Source organism: Massilia arenae, assembly GCF_008014745.1.
GTDB lineage: Bacteria > Pseudomonadota > Gammaproteobacteria > Burkholderiales > Burkholderiaceae_D > Telluria > Telluria arenae.
Map to the genome: position 1 here is coordinate 22277 of NZ_VPFD01000043.1, position 6051 is coordinate 28327.

A 6051-nucleotide genomic window follows, 5' to 3' on the forward strand; every position below is an offset into this window, starting at 1 on the left:
ATAGCCGGTTTGTACCTGACGCCTGCCCAAGCGCCTTGCGCCCGGGCAGGCGTTTTTGTCTGGACTTGTCTTCAGCTGTCGCTGTTTGTCATCCTGCAAAGACACTGGTAACAAACCGTAAGCGACCGTCGATGAGCGTCATTTTCGGGTCATAATGTTCAGATAAGTGTTGATTTAATTGCACTCGTTTCTGATGTGCAATTAGGCAAACCGACCTCCTCTGTTACAATCCTAGCTTCGCCGGGCTCGTCAGGTAATACGTGGCGCCCGCAAGACCACCTTCATATCCATCCAAGAACATGCAAAACAAACGAGCCCTCATCACCGGTATCACCGGCCAGGATGGCGCCTATTTGGCCCAGTTGCTCCTGGAAAAAGGCTATCACGTCACTGGCACCTACCGTCGTTCGAGCTCGGTCAATTTCTGGCGCATCGATGAACTCGGCATCACCTCGCACCCGAACCTGTCGCTGGTCGAATACGATCTGACCGACCTGGCTTCGAGCCTGCGCCTGATCGAAACCGCCCAGCCGAGCGAGGTGTACAACCTGGCGGCGCAGAGCTTCGTCGGCGTGTCCTTCGACCAGCCGGTGACCACCGCCTCGATTACCGGCCTGGGGGCCGTCAACCTGCTCGAAGCCATCCGCATCGTCAATCCGAAGATCCGCTTCTATCAAGCGTCGACCTCGGAAATGTTCGGCAAGGTGCAGGCCATCCCGCAAAAAGAAGATACGCCGTTCTACCCGCGCAGCCCGTATGGCGTGGCCAAGCTGTACGCGCACTGGATGACCATCAATTACCGCGAGTCCTACGACATCTTCGGTTCCTCGGGCATCCTGTTCAACCACGAATCGCCGCTGCGCGGCCGCGAGTTCGTGACCCGCAAGATCACCGATTCGGTGGCCAAGATCGTGCAGGGCAAGCTGGAACTGCTGGAACTGGGCAATATGGACGCCAAGCGCGACTGGGGCTTCGCCAAGGAATATGTCGAAGGCATGTGGCGCATGCTGCAGGCCGACAAGCCCGATACCTATGTGCTGGCGACCAACCGCACCGAGACCGTGCGCGACTTCGTCACCATGGCCTTCAAGGCCGCCAACGTCACGCTGGACTGGAGCGGTTCGGGCGAGCAAGAAGTGGCCCATTGCAGCCAGAGCGGCAAGCAGCTGGTGGGCGTCTCGCCCAAGTTCTACCGTCCGGCCGAAGTCGAGCTGCTGATCGGCGACCCCGAGAAAGCCAAGCGCGAGCTGGGCTGGGAGCCGAAGACCACGCTCGAAGAGCTGTGCCAGATGATGGTCGACGCCGACCTGCGTCGCAACGAACAGGGCTTCTCGTTCTGATATGACGCGCCTGGCCACGGATGACGTTTCCGCCCTCGCCAAGCAGGCGAGCGGGCGTGAAGGGGAGGGCCGCCGCGCCCTGATCACGGGCCTGCGCGGCTTCACCGGCCATTACCTGGCGCAAGAACTCACGGCCGCGGGTTATCGTGTGTTCGGCACCATGATGCCGGGCGAGGAAACCGGGCCCGATATGTTTGCGGTCGACCTGTGCGACCGCGATGCGGTGGCCGCCATGGTCGCCGAGGTCAAGCCCGACGTCGTGGCCCACCTGGCTGGCATCGCCTTTGTGGGCCATGCCAACGTCGAGGCGATCTACCGCGTCAACGTGGTGGGCACGCGCAACCTGCTTGAGGCCCTGGCGGCCGGCGCGCATCGCCCCACCAGTGTGCTGCTGGCGTCGTCGGCGAACATCTACGGCAATGCCAACGTGCCGGTGATCGACGAAAGCGTGGCGCCGGCGCCGGCCAACGACTACGCGGTCAGCAAGCTGGCGATGGAATACATGGCGCGCCTGTGGATGGACAAGCTGCCGATCACGATCGTGCGTCCATTCAACTACACCGGCGTGGGCCAGGCCGAGAACTTCCTGCTGCCCAAGATCGTCAATCACTTCCGCCGCAACGAACAGCGCATCGAACTGGGCAATCTCGCCATCGCGCGCGATTTCTCCGACGTGCGCATGGTGGCGCGCAGCTACCGCCGCCTGCTGGCGGCGGCGCCCGCCGGTGAAGCCTTCAATGTCTGCTCGGGCACCCCGCACTCGCTGTCGAGCGTCATCGAGACGATGGGCGAGATTGCCGGCTACCGTATCGACGTGCAGGTCAATCCCGCCTTCGTGCGCGCCAACGACGTGCTTCAACTGACTGGCAGCAATCGCAAGCTGGCCGCCGTGATCGGCGACCTGGCGCCGACCCCGCTGCACGAGACGCTGGACTGGATGTACCGGGCGTGAAACCGGCAGTCATCAAGGTCGGTCTGGGCACGACCATGGTCGAGCCCGGTTTGACCGGTGGCCGCCTGGACGGCATCGGCGTGTACACCCGGGCCTTGATGCAGCACCTGCCCGCAACGGGCTGCGAGGTGGCGCCGTTTTCCTGGCCCCGCCTGCGCCAGGGCGATGCGGGTATCTCCATCGGCCAGGCATTCCCTCAATCTTTTGAGACAGCGACCTTGATCGACCTGGTGACGCCGGGCGCTCATCGTGTCCACATGCCGGCCGATATCTTCCATGTGACCGACTACCGCGTGGTGCGCATGGATTGCCCGGTGGTGGCGAGCCTGCACGATGCGCTGCCGATCAAGCACCCGGAATGGTGCAATCCGCGCCTGCGCAGGCTCAAGAACTGGCTGCAAGCCCGGGCGGCGCGCAAGGCCGACCACGTGATCGCGCTGTCGCACTTCGCCATCGACGAACTGGTCGAATGCTTCGGCGTCGACGAGCGGCGCATCTCGGTGGTGCCCTGCGGCGTCGACGAGGAATGGCTCACCGCCCCCGAACCGCAGGCGGTCAGGGCGACCCTGGATGCCTATAGCCTGCAGCCTGGCTATTTCTTCTTTGTTGGAACCCTGCAACCGCGCAAGAACGTCGAGCGCCTGCTGGAAGCGTATCTGGCGCTGCCCGCGCCCTTGCGCGCCGAACGTGGCCTGGTGATCGTCGGTGCGCCCGGCGCGCGCAGCGAAGCCCTGGTGGCGTCGATCAGGGCGGCGCAGGCGGCGGGCGAGAACGTGGTCTGGCTGGATCGCCTGACCGACTACGGGCAATTGCGCGACCTGTATGCCGGCGCCGGCGTCTTCGTCTTTCCGTCCTTGTATGAGGGCTATGGCATTCCGGTACTGGAAGCCTTTGCCTCAAACGTGCCGGTGGTGGCCTCGAACACGACCTCGCTGCCTGAAGTGGCGGGCGACGCGGCGCTGCTGGTCGACCCCTTGTCGAGCGGCGCCATCGCCGACGCCATGTGCATCCTGGCCACGGACGGTGTTGTGCGCGCGCGCTGTATCGCCGCCGGACGCGCCCGCGCCGAACAACTGACATGGCAAAACACCGCACGCCTGACGGCGGAAGTGTACCGTGCCGTCCTTTCGCAGTAAGCTGAGTTGATTATGCGTGTCCTTCATTTCTACAAGACCTACCACCCGGATTCCGTGGGCGGGGTCGAACAGGTGATCCGCCAGATGTGCGTGGGTACCGGCCGCCTCGGCGTGACCAATACGGTGCTGTCGCTGTCGCGGCAAGACAACCTGGTTCCGTTCGAATTCGAAGGCCATATGGTGCACCGCGTGCCGCTCAATGCCGAGATCGCGTCCAACGCCATCTCGGTGCAGTCGATCGGCGCGCTGGCGCGCCTGGCGAAGCAGGCCGATGTGGTGCACTACCACTTCCCCTGGCCCTTCATGGACCTGGCCCATTTCATGGCCCGGGTCGACAAGCCGACGGTGGTCACCTACCACTCCGACATCGTGCGCCAGCGCCACCTGCTGCGCCTGTACCAGCCGCTCAAGCACCGCTTCCTCAAGAGCGTCGACGCGATCGTCGCCACCTCGCCCAACTACCTCGGTTCATCGACCGTACTGGCGCGCTACAAGCAAAAAACCTCGGTCATTCCCTTCGGCCTGGACCGCGGCACCTATCCGCAGCCCGAGCCCGACCGCCTGGCGCACTGGCGCGAGCGCGTGGGTCCCAAGTTCTTCCTGTTCGTGGGCGTGCTGCGTTACTACAAGGGCCTGCACATCCTGCTCGAGGCCGCGCAAGGGCTCGACTATCCGATCGTGATCGTCGGCGCCGGGCCGATCGAGCAGGAACTCAAGGAACAGGCCGCGCGCCTGGGCCTGTCCAACGTGATGTTCGTCGGCGCGATCGACGAACCGGACAAGGCGGCGCTGCTGACCCTGTGCTATGCGGTGTCTTTCCCCTCGCACCTGCGTTCGGAAGCCTTCGGCATCTCGCTGCTCGAAGGGGCGATGTACGGCAAGCCGATGATCTCGAGCGAGATCGGCACCGGCACCACCTATATCAACGTCGATGGCGACACCGGCCTGGTGGTGCCGCCGTCCGACGCGCAGGCGCTGCGCACGGCGATGCGCACCCTGTGGGACAACCCGGACATGGCGCGCGCCATGGGCCGCCGCGCCGAGGCGCGTTTCGAAGAATTGTTTACGTCAGAGAAGATGGCGGCCAATTATACGGCGCTGTACCACGAGCTGGTGGCAAGGCGTTTGCCCAAGGAAGTCGATACGGCGGTTGAACAGCCTAAATCGCAGTTCATTCGCTAACACCAGCACGTCGTTCCTGCCACTGGCAGCAACGACTTCCCGCGGAGGCGGGAACCCAAGTTTGCGTGCTTCGCGGCTACGTTTGCCCCTGCCACTGTGTGACGAGACTTGGGTTCCCGCCTCCGCGGGAACGACGTTTCAAGGCTAACGAAGATGGATTGTTACGCCGTCTCGGCCCAGCGCAACCTGATCTCGCGAATCGCCGGCATCTGGTCGGCGAACAGGTCCACCAATAGCGGGTCGAAGTGGCGGCCCTTCTGCTCGCGCAGGAAATTCACCGCATCTTCCTCGGTCCAGGCCTTCTTGTACGGCCGCACCGAGGTCAGCGCGTCGAACACGTCGGCGATCGCCACGATCCTGCCCACCAGGGGAATGTCTTCCCCGGCCAGGCCGTTCGGATAGCCGCTGCCATCGTATTTCTCGTGGTGGGTCAGCGCGATCTGGCGCGCCAGCGACAGCATGCCGCCATCGTGCTCGCCGATGATCTCGGCGCCGATCGTCACGTGGCCCTGCATGATCTTCCATTCCTCGGCGTCGAGCGGTCCCGGTTTCTGCAGGATGCGGTCGGGGATGCCGATCTTGCCCACGTCGTGCATCGGCGCCGCGTGCAGCAGGTCGTCGGCTTCGATCTCCGTCATGCCGGCGGCGATGCCGAGGATGCGCGAGAAGTGGCTCATGCGGATCACGTGTAGGCCGGTCTCGTTGTCCTTGTACTCGGCCGCCAGGCCCAGGCGCTGCACGATCTCGAGGCGGCTGGCGCGCAGTTCTTCCATCCGCACCAGCGACAGGTGGGTGCGCACGCGCGCCCGCACCACCGGCGGGCTGACCGGTTTGGTGATGTAGTCGACCGCGCCGGCCTCGAAGCCTTCGACCTCGTCGGCGGTCTCGGTCAGGGCGGTCACGAAGACCACCGGTACCGAGGCGGTGGCGGGATGCGCCTTGAGCGCGGCGCACACTTCGTAGCCCGACATCCCGGGCATCATCACGTCCAGCAGCACCAGGTCGGGCTGCTCCTGGCGCGCCAGTTCGAGCGCGCGCGCGCCGTCCTTGGCGAACAGCAGGCGATAGTGGTCCTGCAGGATCTGGCGCAGCAGCTGCAGGTTGCTGGCTTCGTCGTCGACCGCGAGGATCAGCGGACGGGTATTCGGTTGGCTCATGCTGGGGATTCGTCGGAAACGTCGTCAAGTGCCCCATCACCCAGCAGGCCGATGACGGTCTCCAGGTGCCCGAGGGCGAGGTCGAAGTCGAAGTCGGCGATCGCCGACTGGACCTGGGTCACGCGGGTGGCGGCCGGATGCGCCGCCAGCGCCGCGGCCAGGCTGGCCATGGCGCCGTCGTTCAGGGCGCCGCGGCGCAGTGCTTCGAGCAGCACGCCGCCGGCGCGCCGCGCACGCGCCAGGTCGACCGTGTTGCCCGGCGCGACCGGCGCCGGCGCCGGCGC

Annotated in this window: 6 protein-coding genes; 4 read left to right on the plus strand and 2 right to left on the minus strand. The window is 64.8% G+C overall.

Annotated elements, in window-relative coordinates; genetic code table 11:
* The first annotated feature begins 299 nt into the window (after positions 1 to 299).
* Genes gmd through FVD38_RS25125 form a run of 4 tightly spaced genes read left to right on the plus strand, consistent with a single transcriptional unit; the run spans position 300 to position 4610 of the window.
* The gene (gene gmd, locus FVD38_RS25110; RefSeq protein ID WP_123069807.1) at positions 300 to 1340 is read left to right on the plus strand and encodes a GDP-mannose 4,6-dehydratase; all 1041 of its coding nucleotides are present in this window, start codon (positions 300 to 302) and stop codon (positions 1338 to 1340) included.
* 1 nt (position 1341) lies between these two features.
* Entirely contained in the window at positions 1342 to 2292 is a 951-nt protein-coding gene (locus FVD38_RS25115; protein ID WP_147937298.1) for a GDP-mannose 4,6-dehydratase, read from the plus strand.
* A complete protein-coding gene (locus FVD38_RS25120; protein WP_147937299.1) occupies positions 2289 to 3428 on the plus strand; it encodes a glycosyltransferase family 4 protein in 1140 nt (379 codons plus the stop codon). The genes FVD38_RS25115 and FVD38_RS25120 overlap by 4 nt, the downstream gene beginning before the upstream one ends.
* A gap of 12 nt (positions 3429 to 3440) precedes the next feature.
* The gene (locus tag FVD38_RS25125; RefSeq protein WP_147937300.1) at positions 3441 to 4610 is read left to right on the plus strand and encodes a glycosyltransferase family 4 protein; all 1170 of its coding nucleotides are present in this window, start codon (positions 3441 to 3443) and stop codon (positions 4608 to 4610) included.
* A gap of 161 nt (positions 4611 to 4771) precedes the next feature.
* Here FVD38_RS25125 and FVD38_RS25130 read toward each other — a convergent pair whose 3' ends face one another.
* Positions 4772 to 5767, minus strand: coding sequence for a response regulator (locus FVD38_RS25130; RefSeq protein WP_147937301.1), 996 nt, complete (start codon positions 5765 to 5767; stop codon positions 4772 to 4774).
* Positions 5764 to 6051: hypothetical protein (locus FVD38_RS25135; protein ID WP_229493987.1), on the minus strand; the 288-nt coding region annotated here is incomplete at its 5' end. The genes FVD38_RS25135 and FVD38_RS25130, both read right to left, overlap by 4 nt.

Coding starts and splice junctions, on each gene's coding strand:
- FVD38_RS25125 (WP_147937300.1), top strand. CDS start 3,441: ATGCGTGTCCTTCATTTCTACAAGACCTACCACCCGGATTCCGTGGGC.
- FVD38_RS25115 (WP_147937298.1), top strand. CDS start 1,342: ATGACGCGCCTGGCCACGGATGACGTTTCCGCCCTCGCCAAGCAGGCG.
- gmd (WP_123069807.1), top strand. CDS start 300: ATGCAAAACAAACGAGCCCTCATCACCGGTATCACCGGCCAGGATGGC.
- FVD38_RS25130 (WP_147937301.1), bottom strand. CDS start 5,767: ATGAGCCAACCGAATACCCGTCCGCTGATCCTCGCGGTCGACGACGAA.